The following is a 15,177-nucleotide window of genomic DNA, read 5'->3' as shown; positions in this document are numbered from 1 at the left end:
TTAGACTCTGGCGCTTTACGACCGAGGCTCACCTCGCTACCCACACGGGTGCCCAGTTCAACAGCCAGATTCTACTTGCGTGCAGAACCTCAGCTCCGAGGACTCCACCAAGAACAACCTCAACTTCCTACAAGAACGTCACCTTTGTACGGGCTCGTCGGCCGCGGGGCGCTCAAAGTAGCGCACACGCAAAGGCCCGTCCCCTCGAAAGGGAACGGGCCTTTGGAATCCTCGCGTGGAGACGAGGCCTACTTGGCCTTCTCCAGCACCTCGACGAGGCGCCAGTGCTTGGTCGCCGACAGCGGGCGGGTCTCCATGATCCGCACGCGGTCACCGACGCCGGCATCGCCGTTCTCGTCGTGTGCCTTGACCTTGCTGGTGGTCCGGATGATCTTGTTGTACAGCGCGTGGCGCTTGCGATCTTCCAGCTCGACCACGATGGTCTTCTGCATCTTGTCGCTGACCACGTAGCCGATCCGCTCCTTGCGGCGGCCGCGCTCAGCGGTCTGGTTTTCGGTCACCTTCTGGTCCTCACTCATGCGTCATCACCATCCGGTCCGGACGCCAGGCCCAGCTCGCGCTCGCGCATCACGGTGTAGATACGCGCGATCTCGCGACGCACGGTACGCAGGCGACGATTGTTGTCGAGCTGGCCGGTGGCCATCTGGAACCGAAGGTTGAACAGTTCTTCCTTCGACTCTTTCAGGCGGTCGACCAGATCAGCGTCACTGAGCTCGCGGAGCTCGGCCGCAGCAACTCCGAGTGCCATCAGAACTGCTCCTCTCTGGTCACGATCCTGGTCTTGATGGGGAGCTTGTGCTGTGCGCGGCGCAGGGCCTCGCGAGCAATCTCCTCGTTCGGGTAGGTCATCTCGAACAGCACGCGACCCGGCTTGACCGGGGCGACCCACCACTCGGGCGAACCCTTACCCGAACCCATGCGGGTTTCGGCCGGCTTCTTGGTCAGCGGACGGTCCGGGAAGATGTTGATCCAGACCTTGCCGCCACGCTTGATGTGCCGGTTGATCGCGATACGAGCGGACTCGATCTGACGGTTGGTGATGTACGCGCCCTCCAGAGCCTGGATGCCGTAATCGCCGAACGTCACCTTGGTGCCGCCCTTGGCCTGCCCCTTGAGGCTGGGGTGATGCTGCTTGCGGTGCTTGACCCGACGTGGGATCAACATGGCCTAGCCCTCCTGCTTCTCAGCCGCACCAGCGGTGGCCTCGGCGGGAGCGCTCTCGGCCGCGCGAGCGGCGTCGGTGCTCGTCGCAGTGGTGCCCGAGGCACCGCTACGCCGGGGCCGGCTGGGCCGGCGCGGACGGCGATCCTCGGCTGCCGGAGCGGCCGCGGCCAGCTCGCGACGTCCACCGACGATGTCGCCCTTGTAGATCCACACCTTCACACCGATGCGGCCGAAGGTGGTCTTGGCTTCGTAGAGTCCGTAGTCGATGTCGGCGCGCAGCGTGTGCAGCGGCACGCGTCCCTCGCGGTAGAACTCACTGCGGCTCATCTCTGCGCCGCCGAGGCGACCCGAGCACTGGACCCGGATGCCCTTCACGTTCGGCTGCCGCATCGCCGACTGGATCGCCTTGCGCATCGCGCGGCGGAAGGCCACACGGTTGCTCAGCTGCTCGGCGACGCCCTGGGCCACCAGCTGGGCCTCGGACTCGGCGTTCTTGACCTCGAGGATGTTCAGCTGGACCTGCTTACCGGTCAGCTTCTCCAGGTCGCCGCGGATGCGGTCGGCCTCGGCGCCACGGCGACCGATGACGATGCCGGGACGTGCGGTGTGGATGTCGACGCGGACCCGGTCACGGGTGCGCTCGATCTCCACCTTGGCGATGCCGGCGCGCTCGAGTCCGGTGGACAGGAGCTTGCGGATGGCGACATCTTCCTTGACGTACTCCGCGTACTGCTTGTCGGCGTACCACCGCGACTTCCAGTCGGTGGTGATGCCCAGACGGAAGCCGTGCGGGTTGATTTTCTGGCCCACTGTCAGGCTCCCTTCTTCTTCGGCTGACGCGCACGGCCACGGCCGGCACCTGCCTTCTCCGGCCGGCTCTCCACGACCACGGTGATGTGGCTGGTGCGCTTGCGGATACGGAAAGCGCGTCCCTGGGCACGGGGCTGGAAGCGCTTGAGGGTCGGGCCCTCGTCGGCGAACGCGGTGGCGACGACCAGGGTCCGGCGGTCCAGGTCCTGGTTGTTCTCGGCGTTGGCGACAGCGCTGGCCAGCACCTTGTACACGGGCTCGGACGCCGACTGCGGGGCGAACCGCAGGATGTCCAGGGCCTCGTCCACGTTCTTGCCGCGGATGAGGTCCAGCACGCGGCGGGCCTTCATCGGCGTGACGCGAACGAAGCGTGCGGTGGCCTTGGCGGTCGGATTATCGGTCTGCGTAGTCATCAGCGGCGCTTCGCTTTCCGGTCATCCTTGATGTGACCCTTGAAGGTGCGGGTGGGGGCGAACTCGCCCAGCTTGTGCCCGACCATCGACTCCGAGACGAACACCGGCACGTGCTTGCGGCCGTCGTGGACGGCGAAGGTGTGACCGATGAAGTCGGGGATGATGGTCGAACGACGGGACCAGGTCTTGATGACCTGCTTGGTGCCCTTTTCGTTCTGCGCGTCCACCTTCTTCAGGAGGTGGTCGTCGACGAACGGGCCCTTCTTGAGGCTGCGTGGCATTCTTTTACCTCCTCCTGTTTATCGCTTGTTCTTGCCGGTACGACGGCGGCGGACGATCAGCTTGTCGCTGGCCTTGTTCTTGCGGGTGCGGCCCTCGGGCTTGCCCCACGGCGAGACCGGGTGGCGACCACCGGAGGTCTTGCCCTCACCACCACCATGCGGGTGGTCGACCGGGTTCATCACGACACCGCGGACGGTCGGGCGCTTGCCCTTCCAGCGCATGCGGCCGGCCTTGCCCCAGTTGATGTTGCTCTGCTCGGCGTTGCCGACCTCGCCGACGGTGGCGCGGCAGCGCACGTCGACGCGACGGATCTCACCGGACGGCATACGCAGGGTGGCGTAGGAGCCCTCCTTGCCGAGCAGCTGGATCGACGCGCCGGCCGAGCGGGCCATCTTCGCGCCGCCGCCCGGGCGCAGCTCCACGGCGTGGATCTGCGTACCGGTCGGGATGTTGCGCAGCGGCAGGTTGTTGCCGGGCTTGATGTCGGCGGTCGGGCCGCTCTCGACGACGTCGCCCTGCTTCAGGCCCTTCGGCGCGATGATGTAGCGCTTCTCGCCGTCGACGTAGTGCAGCAGCGCGATACGCGCGGTGCGGTTGGGGTCGTACTCGATGTGAGCGACCTTGGCGTTGATGCCGTCCTTGTCGTGACGACGGAAGTCGATCAGACGGTAGGCACGCTTGTGGCCGCCACCCTTGTGGCGGGTGGTGATGCGGCCGTGGGCGTTACGGCCACCGCGCCCGTGCAGCGGACGCACCAGCGACTTCTCCGGATGGTCACGGGTGACCTCGGCGAAATCGGAGCCGCTGGCCCCGCGACGACCCGGGGTCGTCGGCTTGTACTTACGAATAGCCATGAGTCTCAGTCCTTCTCTGAAGCCCCGGTCAGCTGACCGAGCCTCCGAAGATCTCGATGGGCTTGCTGTCGGCGGTCAGCGACACGATGGCGCGCTTGGTGGCCTTGCGACGGCCGTAGCCGGTGCGGGTGCGCTTGCGCTTGCCCTGACGGTTGGCGGTGTTGACGCTGGCAACCTTCACACCGAAGATCTTCTCGACGGCGATCTTGATCTCGGTCTTGTTGGACTCCGGGTGCACCAGGAAGGTGTAGACGTTGTCCTCCATGAGTCCGTAGGACTTCTCGGAGATCACGGGCGCCAGGATGATGTCGCGCGGGTCGGCAACAGTCGTCATGTCAGGCCTCCTCTGCAGTCTTCTCGACGGCAGCCTTGGCATCCGCCGTGTTCTGGGCGATGAAGGCGTTGAGCGTCTCGACGCTGAACACCACGTCGTCCGAGTCGAGGACGTCGTAGGTGTTGAGCTGGTCGGGAGCGATCGGCAGCACGTTCTGCAGGTTCGCGACGCTCTTCCACGCGGTCAGGTCCTCACGGGACAGGACGACGAGGAACTTGCGGCGATCCGAGAGGCTCTCCAGGAACTGGCGAGCGGTCTTGGTCGACGGGACCTGGCCCGGGACCAGCTCGGTGATCACGTGGATGCGCTCGTTGCGAGCGCGATCGCTCAGCGCACCGCGGAGCGCGGCGGCCTTCATCTTCTTGGGGGTGCGCTGGCTGTAGTCACGCGGCTGCGGGCCGTGGACGGTGCCACCGCCGGTGAACTGCGGCGCACGGGTCGAACCCTGGCGAGCGCGGCCGGTGCCCTTCTGGCGGTACGGCTTGGCGCCACCACCGCGGACGTCGCCGCGGGTCTTGGTCGCGTGCGTGCCCTGGCGAGCCGCGGCCTGCTGGGCCACGACGACCTGGTGCATCAGCGCGATGTTGGCCGGAGCGTCGAACAGCTCGGCGGGGAGATCAACGGTGCCGTTGGTCTTGCCCTCCGGGGTCTTGACGTCCAGCGTCAGCTTGGTTGCGGTCTCGGTGCTCACTGCGTTGCTCATTTCTGGGCACCACCCTTCACTGCGTCGCGAACCACGACGATGCCGCCCTTGCGACCAGGGACGGCGCCCTTGATCAGCAGCAGGCCGGCCTCGGCGTCCACCTTGTGGACGGTGAGGTTCTGCGTGGTCACCTTGTCGTTACCCATGCGGCCGGCCATGCGCATGCCCTTGAACACGCGGCCCGGGGTGGCGCAGCCACCGATCGAGCCCGGTGCGCGGTGCACGCGGTGGGCGCCGTGGCTGGCGCCCAGGCCGGCGAAGCCGTGGCGCTTCATGGCACCGGCGAAGCCCTTGCCCTTGGAGGTGCCGGTGACGTCGACCAGCGCACCGTCGGCGAAGATCTCGGCGGTCAGTTCCTGACCGACCTCGAACTCGCTGACGTCGTTGACGCGGATCTCGGCCAGGTGGCGACGCGGGGTGACCCCGGCCTTCGCGAACTGGCCGGCGACCGGCTTGGTCACCTTGCGGGGGTCGATGGCGCCGTAGGCGATCTGAACGGCGGTGTAGCCGTCCTTCTCCTGCGTACGGAGCTGGGTGATCACGTTCGGGCCGGCCTGGATGACAGTGACCGGGACGACGCGATTGTTCTCGTCGAAGACCTGGGTCATGCCGAGCTTGGTGCCCAGGATGCCCTTGGTCGAACTCTGATTGCTCATGTTTATTCTCGCCCCCGTCCTACTGGATGTTGACGTCGACACTTGCCGGCAGATCGATGCGCATCAGCGCGTCGACCGTCTTCGGGGTCGGGTCGAGGATGTCGATGAGTCGCTTGTGGGTACGCATCTCGAAGTGTTCGCGGCTGTCCTTGTACTTGTGCGGCGAACGGATGACGCAGTACACGTTCTTCTCGGTGGGCAACGGCACCGGGCCGACGACGCGTGCACCCGTACGGGTCACGGTCTCCACGATCTTGCGCGCCGAAGCGTCGATCGCCTCGTGGTCGTAGGCCTTGAGCCTGATGCGGATCTTCTGTCCCGCCACGCTGTGTCCTCTTCCGTCAGTTGTTCTCGACAGACAAACACCGCGTGATCAGGGGCAGGCTCTCGCCGGCTGAGCACATGACCGCCGTGTGAGATTCGGCAATCGACGCTGTTCATCTGTCGTTGTACGTTGGTTCGTCGCTGGTACGAACCGGTTTGCTCCGGCACCCGCGGTCGGGCGTGTCGTGTCCGTGAACCTCATCGATTGCACGCGTTACACGCCCATCCCCGTTAACCGGGCCTGGGAGTCATTCACCTGACGGCGTCCGCGGGGTCATCTTCATCCGACAACCTGCGTCTACCGGTCAAGGCAACCCGACAAGTATGCAACACCGACCGGCGCAGACTCAAATCCGACCTCGTCACAGTCGCCGGGCACGTCCACCAGCCCTCCGATCATCGCTCATCGGTTCCGCACCCGCTCACCCGGTCTGCGTGAGCGCGTACGGATCGGATGAGCGCGACGGCAACCCGAACTGACCGCGGAGTAAGATCCGTCCATGACCTCCGCTAGCTCCACCTACGCCCTGCGCAAGAAGCTGCCCGCCAACCTCGTCGGGGACGTGCTGTTCTCGCTCGGCCTCGTCGCCAAGGCCCCCTATTTCGGGACCGTGCTGCCCCTCGTCCGCGCGATGGAGCCGGGATACGCCAAGGTGACCGCACCCAAGTGGATCGGCGTCCACAACCACATCGGCACCTTCCACGCCATCGCCGCGTGCAACCTCGCCGAGACGGCGATGGGTGTGCTGATGGAGGCGACGACGCCGTCGACGCACCGCTGGATCCCGAAGGCGATGGACACCCGCTATCTCGCGAAGGCGACCACGCGGCTGACCGCCGAGGCACGTCTCGCCGAGTCCGTCGACTTCGACGCGATCACCGAGGGCACCGACGTCGTGGTGTCGGTCAGCATCACCGACACCACGGGAACCGAGGTCGTGCACTGCGACATCACCACGTGGGTGACGCGCAGGTAGCGGCGCCGGCCAGTGCGTCTCGGCAGCCCGCCCGCCGGCGCCGGGTCACCGTCCCGACCGCGGAGGCGATGACCCATGCCAGGGGTATCCGGACACTGCAGCCCCTAGGAGTAGCAGGCCTGCCAGCCCGCGCTCCGGAGCGTCTCCACAGCGCAGTACGTCGCGCGCGGGTAGTACTCGCCCATCGTCTTCACCGGGTCGGCCCCGGTCGCCTGCGACGCCTGGACACTATTCGGATAGAACTCCGACGACGGCAGCATGTTGCGCAGGAACACCACCTTGTCGACGCCGGTCGCACCCCACGGGATGACCGTGAGATCGGTGTCTGCGGCCTGGGCTGTGGTCAGATCCGATGGCGCGGCGACCACATAGGTGTAATGGCCCGAGGCGTCGACATTCGTCTGGTCGTCGGAGGCGCAGGCCACGACCGGGTACGGAGTGGCCTTGTCGTTCTGGCACATCGACCAGTACCGCAGCTGCTTGCCGGGTGCGGCCGGCGAGACCCCGGCCCGGGTGTCCGGGTAGGTGGGCGCCTTGCCGCGGATCACCGCGACGCGGCCCGGTTGGTACCGCAGCAGCGAGCCGATGTACTTGTTGTCGCCGTTCGGGAACAGTCCTGACGTGCTGGCCGGGTTCACGAACGTCGCCTCCGGCGAGTTGCCCGGGAAGGCACCCGACGCGGCGCCCTCGATCGCGTCGTCGAAGACCTTTTTCATGGCCTGCGCGATCGGGCCGTTGTAGTCGCCCGGGTTGAACGGCGTCGCGCACGGCTGGGCGGGGATGGTCTGACCCGCGATCGAGAAGGTGACCGACGGCAGCGGGACGCCGCCGTTCGGCGAGTTCGGGTCGTCGGGCACGTACACGCGGATGATGAGGAAGCCGATCGGCGCGTTCTGTCCGCTTGCGGGGAGTCCGCGGATCTCGTTGCGCGAGTGGTCGGCGGCGCCGGGCACGACCGTCGCGTGCCAGCGGCGCTGCGCCGGCGGGACCTGTCCGACCGGAGCCGCGAACGGGTTGACGCTCCCGGCGTCGGGGCGGATCTGGTTGTCGCGCAACGTGTCGACGGTGTCGAAGTCCGTCCCGTAGGTGTTGAGCGAGAAGTACCGGGCCGACGGATAGGTGCCGGACAGTCGGATCGAGTCCCCCGGCCCCAGCGCGTACGGCAGCACCCAGTAGGTGGCGTCGGCATCGGGGAAGGCGACGTTGAGGTCGGTGCTGTTGGACATCAGCTGCCATACGCAACCGGGACCGGGCGCATAACCCTGCGGCGCAGCGGATGCCGCGGCAGGAACCGCGGACGTGGCGATCAGGACCCCGGTGACCGCCGCGGTGATCGCGCCGACGATCTTCTTCAGCTGTGTGAACATGTCTCTCCGTCCGACGCGGAGATCGTAGCCATCCGAGCGGGTCTCCGCCCGCCGATCGGGTGAGGTCTCTCGCCCTGCCGAGCAGGCCGAACCCTCCTAGGCTGTGTGATGACATCCGCCGGCGACACTCCCCGACTCGAGGCGAGCGATTCCGGGCAGGCGAAGCCGGCGGGGTCCACCCCTGGAGTGCGGCAGTATCGATGTAGGACGGGTCGAAGCCACCGAACCGTTCGGCCGGACGCCACCGATCGGGAGGACTGACATCATGTGCGGAATCTGCGGCGAGGTCCGCTTCGACGGTGGGGTGCCGGACGTCGCCGCGGTCGACGCGATGACCTGTGAGATGACCCGCCGCGGGCCCGACGGCTCCGGTGTGTTCGCCAAGGGCGCCGTGGCACTCGGGCACCGTCGGCTGAAGATCATCGACCTCACCGATCGGGGCAGCCAGCCGATGATCGACCCGGAGCTCGGGCTGGCGCTGGTCTTCAACGGCTGCGTCTACAACCACCACGAGTTGCGGGCCGAGCTCGAGGGGAAGGGTTACCGCTTCTTCTCCCATGCCGACAGCGAGGTGATCCTCAAGGCCTTCCACGCCTGGGGACCGGACTGCGTCGACCACTTCATCGGGATGTTCGCCTTCGCGATCGTCGACACCGACACCGGCGTGGTCACGCTCGGCCGCGACCGCCTGGGGGTGAAGCCGCTGTACCTCGCCGACACCCCCGGGCGCCTCCGCTTCGCGTCGTCGGTGCAGGCCCTGCTGCGGGGCGGCGACATCGACACCTCGATCGATCGCGTCGCGCTGCACCACTACTTCAGCTTCCACGCGGTGGTCCCGGCACCGCACACCATCTACAACGGCATCCGCAAGCTCCCGCCGGCGACGGTGATGACCATCCACCCCGACGGCCGGCGCACCGAGCGCAGGTATTGGGAACCCACGTTCGCCCCGCACCCCGACCGCGCCGACTGGGACGAGCAGCGGTGGCACGCCGAACTCCTCGACTCCCTGCGCACGTCGGTGCGGCGGCGCATGGTGGCCGACGTCCCGGTCGGCGTGCTGCTGTCCGGCGGCGTCGACTCGTCGCTCGTCCTGGCGCTCCTCGCCGAACAGGGACAGACAGACCTGGCCACCTTCAGCATCGGGTTCGATTCGGCGGCCGGCGAGTCCGGGGACGAATACGCCTACTCGGATCTGATCGCCGACACCTTCGCCACCGACCACCACAAGATCCACATCGGCACCGACCGCCTGCTGCCCGCCATCCCCGACACCGTGGCCGCGATGGCCGAACCCATGGTCAGCCACGATTGCGTCGCCTTCTATCTGCTGTCGCAGGAGGTCAGCAAGTCCATCAAGGTGGTCCAGTCCGGGCAGGGCGCCGACGAGATCCTCGGCGGCTACAGCTGGTATCCCCCGCTGCGGGGCGTGCCCCGCGACCGCACGACCCGCGCCTACGCGGACGTGTTCTTCGACCGCGACGACGCCGCGATCCGCGAGATCCTCGCCGACGAATACCTCGTCGAGGCAGGCTACGACCCGAGTCTCGCGTTCGCGCAGGCCCACCAGTCGGCGCCCGGCGCGGCGACCTCGGTCGACGCGGCACTGCGCCTCGACACCACCGTCATGCTCGTCGACGACCCGGTCAAACGCGTCGACAACATGACGATGGCCTGGGGACTCGAGGCGCGCGTGCCGTTCCTCGACCACGACTTCGTCGAACTCGCCGCGACCTGTCCGGCCGATCTCAAACTCGCCCACGGCGGCAAGGGCGTGCTCAAGGAGGCCAGCCGCGCGTTGCTGCCGTCGGCGGTGATCGACCGGACGAAGGGGTACTTCCCGGTGCCCGGCATCCGGCACCTCGAGGGCGGCGTCCTCGACCTCGTCGCCGACACCCTGCGGTCGCAGGCCGCGATCGACCGCGGCCTGTACCGGCCCGAGACGCTCGAGAAGCTGTTCGCCGACCCCAACGGCATCCGCACGCGCCTCGACGGCAACGAGCTGTGGCAGGTGGCGCTGCTCGAGATGTGGCTGCAGACGATGGAAGAGAAGACCACGCGGTGACCATCGAGACCACCGAGGACACGACGCCGACACCGTCCGGCGCGGCTGCCGGGGGCGCGGGCGGCGTCACGTTGCCGCTTCGCTTCGACGACCGCGGCTGGAAGACCTACGGGGCGTCGCTGTCGCCGGACGGACGTGCATTCGCCTACATCGTCGACGACGGCACGGGGTACCCGCGGGCCGCGCAGCGGTCCCTCTCGCGCTCCGGTGTCGGCGAACTGCGCTGGGTGAAGCTGCCCTCCACCGGTCCGGTGCGCAAGATCGTCCACTCCAACGACAGCCGTTGGCTGGCCGTGGAGCTCGCTCCCAGCGGCGGCGAGCACCATCAGGTGTGGGTGGTCACCACCGACCCCGACGACGACGCCTCCCACCGCATCGCCGCGACCCGCCCCGACGGACGCTCGTACGGCACGGTGCGCCTCGTCGGCTGGGACACCGACTGGGTCCTGCTGACCGCCATCGACAACGACGGCACGACGCACGCACTGCGCGTCCATCCCGGCACCCAGACCACCCAGACCCTCGACGTGCGCGTGGGCAGCGAGCTGATCGACTCCTGGAAGGGTGCGACGCTCCTGCGCGTCGGCCCGCGCGGCTACCACGACATGATCCTCATCCGGCGCCGGCCCGACGCCCCCGACGACGACGTGACGATGACGCCGCTGCTCCCCCAGGACCCCGGCGCGGTCACCGACCAGGGCTACATCCTCGACCAGGGTTTCGACCACCCCTCGCTCGTCTTCGTGCCCGCGCCGAACGAAGCGCTCCGCGACCTCGACAGCGTCCAGGCCCTGGTACGCAGCGACTTCGACGCGAAGTTCCCGCGCCTGCTCGGCGTCGAGGTCAGCAAGTTCGGCATCCGGTTCCGCGTGTTGGCCCAGCGCGTCGACATCGGCCTCGACGAGTTCGCCGTCAGCCACGACCAGTCCACCGTGGCGCTGCTGTGGAACGTCAACGGCCGCAGCGAGTTGCAGATCCTCACCCTGCCCGACCAGACCCTCCACCCGCCGATCGAGCTGCCCGGCGAGGTGGCCTCGGAGCTGTCCATCAGCGCCGCCGGGTCGGTCGTGAGCGTCACCGTGTCGAGCCCCCAGCACTCGCCGCTGGTCCATCTGGTCGACGTCGCCGGTCGCGAGGTGATCCCGGTCCGCGACGACGTGGTCGCCGGCGAGGGCCCGTCGAGCCAGCTCCACCCGGAACTACTCGAGTTCTTCGCGCGTGACGGCATGCCGCTGTCGGGATGGCTCTATCGCCCCGCGCGACAACGGGTTTCCGGTGCGAAGCCCGGACCGACGCTTCTCTACTTCCACGGCGGCCCCGAGGGACAGACGCGTCCCGACTACCAGTTCCTGTTCGGCCCGCTGGTCGACGCCGGGATCACCGTGTTCGCCCCCAACGTCCGCGGGTCGTCGGGCTACGGGCGGCTGTTCTCGCACGCCGACGACCGCTACGGCCGCTATGCGGGGATCGACGACGCCGCCGACTGCGCGATCTTCCTGTGCCGTCAGGGACTTGCCGACCCGGACCGCGTGTACGTGTCGGGACGCTCCTACGGCGGCTACCTGACACTGGCGTCGCTGACCTTCCATCCCGACCTGTTCGCCGCGGGGATAGCCATCTGCGGCATGAGCGACCTCGAATCGTTCTTCCGCAACACCGAGCCGTGGATCGCGGTCGCCGCCTACACCAAGTACGGACACCCCGAGTCCGATCGCGAACTGCTCGCCGACCTCTCCCCCATCCACCGCATCGACCAGGTCCGGGCGCCGCTGCTGGTGGTGCACGGCGCCCATGACACGAACGTGCCGGTGAGCGAGTCGCAGCAGATCGTCGCCGAGCTCCAGGCGCGCGGCGCGGTCGCCGAGATGCTGATGTTCGACGACGAGGGTCACGAGATCGTCAAGCGCCACAACCAGCATCGCCTCACCGAGGCCGTCGCGGAGTGGATCGCCCGCCACCCGAGCCGTGGGCCGGTGATGCGATGAGCAGACGCATGGCCAATCGTCTGCTCGCACAACTGGCCGAGACCCGCACCCCGAACACACGCGCCAACGTCCTCGAGGAGCTGCGGCGGCTCATCCTCTCCGGCGGCGCGCCGCCCGGCACCCAGATCCCGCCGGCGGAGATCGCCGACGCGTTCGGCGTCAGCCCGATCCCGGTCCGCGAGGCGCTCAAGACGCTCGTCGGCGAGGGACTCGTCGTCCACCGGCGGAATGCGGGGTATCGCGTCAGCCAGCTGTCCACCGAGGAGCTGCGCGAGATCTACTTCGTCCGCGGAACCCTCGAGCAGGCCGCGTTGGCGCAGTCGGTCGAGCGGATCGACGCCGTCACCCTGCGTGCGGCCCGCGAACGCCACCAGGAGCTCCTCGTGGCCGTGAAGTACAACGACGGCAAGGCCTTCCACGACGTCTCCCGCGAGTTCCACCGCGCGCTGGTCGTCCCCTGCGGGATGCCCCGACTGCTCAACATGTTCGAGGCGACCTGGAACCTCACCGAACCGTTCCAGGCGATGCGGTCGGTCGACGGCCGGACGCAGGCCGCGCTCAACGCCGACCACGAGGCGCTGCTCGACGCGTTCGACGCGCGCGACACCGCCGCCGTGCTCGAGGTCGCACGGCGGCACCATCGGCGCCTGGAGACCGCCATCGTCGAGACGGCCGCCCGCCTCGACGTGCTCCACGACTGACCGCGGGCGTTCCGCGCGGAATATATCTCCGGCGTCATCACGGGGTAACACAGCGTTCCTAGCTTTGTCGCAACAGCGTTTCCGCACCTGGGATGCGGAAAGACCACGAGCTGTGCGACAAACCGGGAGACCACATGTCCGATTCACCCACCCCCGACACGGTGTCGTCACACCACGGCGCCGCAGGCGAAAGCGTCATCAAGGCCGGCTACGACGAGCGGCTCACCAATCAGGACCTCGCGCCACTCAAGGAGCAGAAGTGGACGTGGTACAACATCTTCGCCTTCTGGATGTCCGATGTGCACAGCGTCGGCGGCTACGTCTTCGCGGGCAGCCTGTTCGCGCTGGGCATCGCCGCCTGGCAGGTGCTCGTCGCCCTCGTGGTCGGCATCGTCGCCGTCAACATCCTGTGCAACCTCGTCGCGAAGCCCTCGCAGATCGCCGGCGTCCCCTACCCGGTGACGACGCGGATCTCCTTCGGCGTCAAGGGCGCCAACATCCCCGCCATCATCCGCGGCTCCATCGCGGTGGTCTGGTACGGCATCCAGACCTACCTCGCCTCGGTGGCCTTCGGCCTGCTCGCCCTGAAGTTCTGGCCGGGTCTCGCACCGTGGGGTGACGTCGAGGAGCACGGCTTCCTCGGGCTGTCCGCGCTCGGCTGGGCCGGGTTCATCCTGATGTGGGTCCTGCAGGCCTTCGTCTTCTGGAACGGCATGGAGACCATCCGCAAGTTCATCGACTTCTGCGGCCCCGCCGTCTACGTCGTGATGCTCGCGCTCGCGGCGTACCTGGTCGCCAAGGCCGGGTGGGGCAACGTCAGCCTCGACCTCTCCGTGGGAGAGGGGCTGTCGGGCTGGTCGTCGATCACCATGATGATCAGCGCCTTCGCCCTGGTGGTCTCGTACTTCTCCGGCCCGATGCTCAACTTCGGCGACTTCTCCCGCTACGGCAAGACCTTCGGGGAGGTGAAGAAGGGCAACTTCTGGGGCCTGCCGGTCAACTTCCTGTTCTTCTCGCTGCTCGTCGTGTGCACGGTGTCGGCGGCCGTCACCGTGATCGGCACCGACGACGACGGCAACATCATCACCGACCCGGTGCACATCGTCGACAAGATCGACAACACCACCGCCGCGGTCCTCGGCGTGCTGACCTTCGCCATCGCGACCATCGGCATCAACATCGTCGCCAACTTCGTCTCGCCCGCCTTCGACTTCTCGAATGTCGCGCCCACCAAGATCAGCTGGCGCACCGGCGGGATGATCGCGGCGGTCGGCTCGGTGCTGATCACGCCGTGGAACCTCTTCAACAACCCGACGGCCATCCACTACACGATGGACACCCTCGGCGCGGTCATCGGCCCGCTGTTCGGCATCCTCATCGCCGATTTCTACCTCGTCAAGAAGCAGAAGATCGTCGTCGACGATCTGTTCACCATGAGGCCCGAGGGCGCCTACTGGTACCGCAACGGCTGGAACCCGGTCGCCGTGGGCGCCACCGTCGTCGCCTCCATCGCGCCGATCTGCGTGGTCATCTTCGGCACCGCCTATCAGGCCAGCTTCACCTGGTTCATCGGCGCGGCACTCGGCGCGGCGGTGTACTGGATCGGGATGAAAGTCGTTCCGACGCAACTGATCCACGACGCCTCCGTCGAGGCGCGGATCACCACCGACATCGAGGTCGACGCCGCCGGCGAGATCGTCGTCGACGTGCCGGATGCCGAGCCCGCCGTCACCTCCACCGGCGAGGAGACGGCGAGCAGCTGATGCGACTCTGCGTCATCAACCCCAACACCTCGGGGGAGATGACCGCGGTGATCTCCCGGGCCGCGCGATCCGTCGCGCGGCCCGACACCGAGATCACCGCGGTCACCTCGCCCACCGGACCCGCCTCCATCGAGAGTCATTACGACGAGGCCCTCGCGGTACCCGGTGTGCTCCAGGCCATCTCGGACGACCCCGGCGCGCACGGGTATCTCCTGGCCTGTTTCGGCGACCCGGGTCTCGACGCGGCGCGCGAGGTGGCCGGCGCCCCGGTCCTCGGCATCGCGGAGGCCGCCTTCCATCTAGCCGCTCCGCTGGGCCGAGGCTTCTCCATCGTCACGACCCTCGGACGCACCGTCGGCCGTGCCGAGGATCTGGTGCGCCACTACGGTTTCACCCGCCAGTGCCTGGGCATACACGCGTGCGAGATCCCGGTCCTGGAGCTCGAGTCCAACCCGCACACCGCAGAGATCCTCACCAAGGCCTGCCGCGAGGCGCTGCTCGCCGACGGATCGGACGTCATCGTGCTCGGCTGTGCGGGGATGGCCGACCTCGCCCGCACCATCGGCGATCGGATAGGCGCTCCGGTGATCGACGGTGTCGCCGCCGGGGTCGGCATGTTGTCGGCGCTGGCCGCGATGGGCGCCCGGACCTCCACCGCGTCGGGCGAGTTCGCCGCGCCGCGACCGAAGCCCTACATCGGGCTCCTACGAGGATTCGGCACCTGACGCGGCACCGGGTCCGACGCACGGCCGCACCGG

At 67.8% G+C, this 15,177-nt stretch carries 18 protein-coding genes; 6 read left to right on the top strand and 12 right to left on the bottom strand.

The features are described from left to right. Positions 1-248: 248 nt before the first annotated feature. The 11 genes from rpsQ to rpsJ are packed head-to-tail and all read right to left on the bottom strand — an operon-like array spanning position 249 to position 5,562. Positions 249-539 carry a 30S ribosomal protein S17 gene (gene rpsQ / locus GP2_RS04940; RefSeq protein ID WP_006899374.1) on the bottom strand — a complete coding sequence of 97 codons (291 nt, stop codon included), beginning with the start codon at positions 537-539 and terminating at the stop codon, positions 249-251. Then, positions 536-769, bottom strand: a complete 234-nt coding sequence (rpmC, locus tag GP2_RS04935) for a 50S ribosomal protein L29 (RefSeq protein ID WP_006899373.1) — start codon at positions 767-769, stop codon at positions 536-538. Before rpmC ends, rpsQ begins: the two co-directional genes overlap by 4 nt. Continuing rightward, positions 769-1,185: a 50S ribosomal protein L16 gene (rplP, locus tag GP2_RS04930; RefSeq protein WP_004020548.1), complete on the bottom strand. Its 417-nt coding sequence runs from the start codon at positions 1,183-1,185 to the stop codon at positions 769-771. The genes rpmC and rplP overlap by 1 nt, the downstream gene beginning before the upstream one ends. Before the next feature lie 3 nt (positions 1,186-1,188). Then, a complete protein-coding gene (rpsC, locus tag GP2_RS04925; RefSeq protein WP_006899372.1) occupies positions 1,189-1,995 on the bottom strand; it encodes a 30S ribosomal protein S3 in 807 nt (268 codons plus the stop codon). Positions 1,996-1,997: 2 nt separating this feature from the next. Next, positions 1,998-2,408 carry a 50S ribosomal protein L22 gene (rplV, locus tag GP2_RS04920; RefSeq protein ID WP_006899371.1) on the bottom strand — a complete coding sequence of 137 codons (411 nt, stop codon included), beginning with the start codon at positions 2,406-2,408 and terminating at the stop codon, positions 1,998-2,000. Then, positions 2,408-2,689, bottom strand: a complete 282-nt coding sequence (rpsS, locus tag GP2_RS04915; RefSeq protein ID WP_006899370.1) for a 30S ribosomal protein S19 — start codon at positions 2,687-2,689, stop codon at positions 2,408-2,410. The genes rplV and rpsS overlap by 1 nt, the downstream gene beginning before the upstream one ends. Before the next feature lie 18 nt (positions 2,690-2,707). Then, positions 2,708-3,544, bottom strand: coding sequence for a 50S ribosomal protein L2 (gene rplB, locus GP2_RS04910; RefSeq protein WP_006899369.1), 837 nt, complete (start codon positions 3,542-3,544; stop codon positions 2,708-2,710). Between the two features lie 28 nt (positions 3,545-3,572). Then, a complete protein-coding gene (rplW, locus tag GP2_RS04905; RefSeq protein ID WP_006899368.1) occupies positions 3,573-3,878 on the bottom strand; it encodes a 50S ribosomal protein L23 in 306 nt (101 codons plus the stop codon). Between the two features lies 1 nt (position 3,879). Continuing rightward, positions 3,880-4,569: a 50S ribosomal protein L4 gene (rplD, locus tag GP2_RS04900; RefSeq protein ID WP_040526433.1), complete on the bottom strand. Its 690-nt coding sequence runs from the start codon at positions 4,567-4,569 to the stop codon at positions 3,880-3,882. An 8-nt stretch (positions 4,570-4,577) separates the two neighbouring features. Next, positions 4,578-5,237 (bottom strand): 50S ribosomal protein L3, encoded by a 660-nt coding sequence (gene rplC, locus GP2_RS04895; RefSeq protein ID WP_006899366.1) that lies wholly within the window; start codon positions 5,235-5,237, stop codon positions 4,578-4,580. Positions 5,238-5,256: 19 nt separating this feature from the next. Then, complete coding sequence (rpsJ, locus tag GP2_RS04890; RefSeq protein WP_003938093.1) at positions 5,257-5,562, bottom strand: 30S ribosomal protein S10; 306 nt, start codon at positions 5,560-5,562, stop codon at positions 5,257-5,259. A gap of 499 nt (positions 5,563-6,061) precedes the next feature. Between rpsJ and GP2_RS04885 the strand changes: the two genes are divergently transcribed. Beyond that, the gene (locus GP2_RS04885) at positions 6,062-6,538 is read left to right on the top strand and encodes a hotdog fold domain-containing protein (protein ID WP_006899365.1); all 477 of its coding nucleotides are present in this window, start codon (positions 6,062-6,064) and stop codon (positions 6,536-6,538) included. 104 nt (positions 6,539-6,642) lie between these two features. Here the strand turns inward: GP2_RS04885 and GP2_RS04880 are convergent, their stop codons facing one another. After that, positions 6,643-7,905 carry a hypothetical protein gene (locus GP2_RS04880; RefSeq protein ID WP_006899364.1) on the bottom strand — a complete coding sequence of 421 codons (1,263 nt, stop codon included), beginning with the start codon at positions 7,903-7,905 and terminating at the stop codon, positions 6,643-6,645. Positions 7,906-8,170: 265 nt separating this feature from the next. Here GP2_RS04880 and GP2_RS04875 point away from each other — a divergent pair, with 265 nt between their 5' ends. The 5 genes from GP2_RS04875 to GP2_RS04855 all read left to right on the top strand — a co-directional run bounded on the left by GP2_RS04875 (position 8,171) and on the right by GP2_RS04855 (position 15,144). Beyond that, positions 8,171-9,970, top strand: a complete 1,800-nt coding sequence (locus GP2_RS04875) for an N-acetylglutaminylglutamine amidotransferase (protein ID WP_006899363.1) — start codon at positions 8,171-8,173, stop codon at positions 9,968-9,970. A gap of 71 nt (positions 9,971-10,041) precedes the next feature. After that, the gene (locus tag GP2_RS04870; RefSeq protein ID WP_040526429.1) at positions 10,042-11,955 is read left to right on the top strand and encodes an alpha/beta hydrolase family protein; all 1,914 of its coding nucleotides are present in this window, start codon (positions 10,042-10,044) and stop codon (positions 11,953-11,955) included. Positions 11,956-11,963: 8 nt separating this feature from the next. Continuing rightward, complete coding sequence (locus tag GP2_RS04865) at positions 11,964-12,656, top strand: GntR family transcriptional regulator (protein ID WP_040526411.1); 693 nt, start codon at positions 11,964-11,966, stop codon at positions 12,654-12,656. 134 nt (positions 12,657-12,790) lie between these two features. Further along, positions 12,791-14,419: an NCS1 family nucleobase:cation symporter-1 gene (locus tag GP2_RS04860; RefSeq protein ID WP_006899360.1), complete on the top strand. Its 1,629-nt coding sequence runs from the start codon at positions 12,791-12,793 to the stop codon at positions 14,417-14,419. Next, complete coding sequence (locus tag GP2_RS04855; protein WP_006899359.1) at positions 14,419-15,144, top strand: aspartate/glutamate racemase family protein; 726 nt, start codon at positions 14,419-14,421, stop codon at positions 15,142-15,144. The genes GP2_RS04860 and GP2_RS04855 overlap by 1 nt, the downstream gene beginning before the upstream one ends. Positions 15,145-15,177 lie beyond the last annotated feature (33 nt).

The sequence above is a fragment of the Gordonia paraffinivorans NBRC 108238 genome (assembly GCF_000344155.1).
Lineage (GTDB): Bacteria > Actinomycetota > Actinomycetes > Mycobacteriales > Mycobacteriaceae > Gordonia > Gordonia paraffinivorans.
The sequence above is the reverse complement of the archived record's forward strand: the minus strand, read 5'-3'. Positions and strand labels throughout refer to the sequence as shown.

Excerpts from the sequence above, each read along its gene's own strand:
- rpsS (WP_006899370.1), bottom strand. The coding sequence starts at position 2,689 with ATGCCACGCAGCCTCAAGAAGGGCCCGTTCGTCGACGACCACCTCCTG.
- GP2_RS04880 (WP_006899364.1), bottom strand. The coding sequence starts at position 7,905 with ATGTTCACACAGCTGAAGAAGATCGTCGGCGCGATCACCGCGGCGGTC.
- GP2_RS04885 (WP_006899365.1), top strand. The coding sequence starts at position 6,062 with ATGACCTCCGCTAGCTCCACCTACGCCCTGCGCAAGAAGCTGCCCGCC.
- rplV (WP_006899371.1), bottom strand. The coding sequence starts at position 2,408 with ATGACTACGCAGACCGATAATCCGACCGCCAAGGCCACCGCACGCTTC.
- GP2_RS04860 (WP_006899360.1), top strand. The coding sequence starts at position 12,791 with ATGTCCGATTCACCCACCCCCGACACGGTGTCGTCACACCACGGCGCC.
- rplP (WP_004020548.1), bottom strand. The coding sequence starts at position 1,185 with ATGTTGATCCCACGTCGGGTCAAGCACCGCAAGCAGCATCACCCCAGC.
- rplW (WP_006899368.1), bottom strand. The coding sequence starts at position 3,878 with ATGACGACTGTTGCCGACCCGCGCGACATCATCCTGGCGCCCGTGATC.
- rplB (WP_006899369.1), bottom strand. The coding sequence starts at position 3,544 with ATGGCTATTCGTAAGTACAAGCCGACGACCCCGGGTCGTCGCGGGGCC.
- rplC (WP_006899366.1), bottom strand. The coding sequence starts at position 5,237 with ATGAGCAATCAGAGTTCGACCAAGGGCATCCTGGGCACCAAGCTCGGC.
- GP2_RS04855 (WP_006899359.1), top strand. The coding sequence starts at position 14,419 with ATGCGACTCTGCGTCATCAACCCCAACACCTCGGGGGAGATGACCGCG.
- rpsQ (WP_006899374.1), bottom strand. The coding sequence starts at position 539 with ATGAGTGAGGACCAGAAGGTGACCGAAAACCAGACCGCTGAGCGCGGC.
- GP2_RS04875 (WP_006899363.1), top strand. The coding sequence starts at position 8,171 with ATGTGCGGAATCTGCGGCGAGGTCCGCTTCGACGGTGGGGTGCCGGAC.
- rpmC (WP_006899373.1), bottom strand. The coding sequence starts at position 769 with ATGGCACTCGGAGTTGCTGCGGCCGAGCTCCGCGAGCTCAGTGACGCT.
- GP2_RS04865 (WP_040526411.1), top strand. The coding sequence starts at position 11,964 with ATGGCCAATCGTCTGCTCGCACAACTGGCCGAGACCCGCACCCCGAAC.